We start from the raw sequence: 275 nt of genomic DNA, 5'->3' as shown, positions 1-275 counted from the left end.
AGATAAACCAACACTTGTCTATTTTTGGGGAACTTGGTGCCCTATTTGTAGTATTACCTCCCCTGCCATAAACGAACTCGCAAACGAGAATAACTACCCTATCGTGAGCATCGCAGTAAAATCAGGTTCGGATCAAAAGCTACATGAGTATCTAAATGATCATGGCTACAGTTTTATCACTGTCAACGATCAACACGGTGAGATATTTGCCGATTGGCAAGGGCAAGTCACGCCATCTTATATAATCTTAAAAGATAATAAAATGACGCAAGGGC

At 40.7% G+C, this 275-nt stretch carries 1 protein-coding gene; it reads left to right on the top strand.

Annotated elements, in window-relative coordinates:
- The coding region (locus AAEY57_RS19930; RefSeq protein ID WP_350608656.1) for a redoxin family protein at positions 1–275 on the top strand (275 nt) is incomplete at both ends.

Source organism: Pseudoalteromonas sp. MER144-MNA-CIBAN-0113 (assembly GCF_040308965.1).
Lineage (GTDB): Bacteria > Pseudomonadota > Gammaproteobacteria > Enterobacterales > Alteromonadaceae > Pseudoalteromonas > Pseudoalteromonas tetraodonis.
This window is presented reverse-complemented; position numbering and strand designations above follow the sequence as displayed.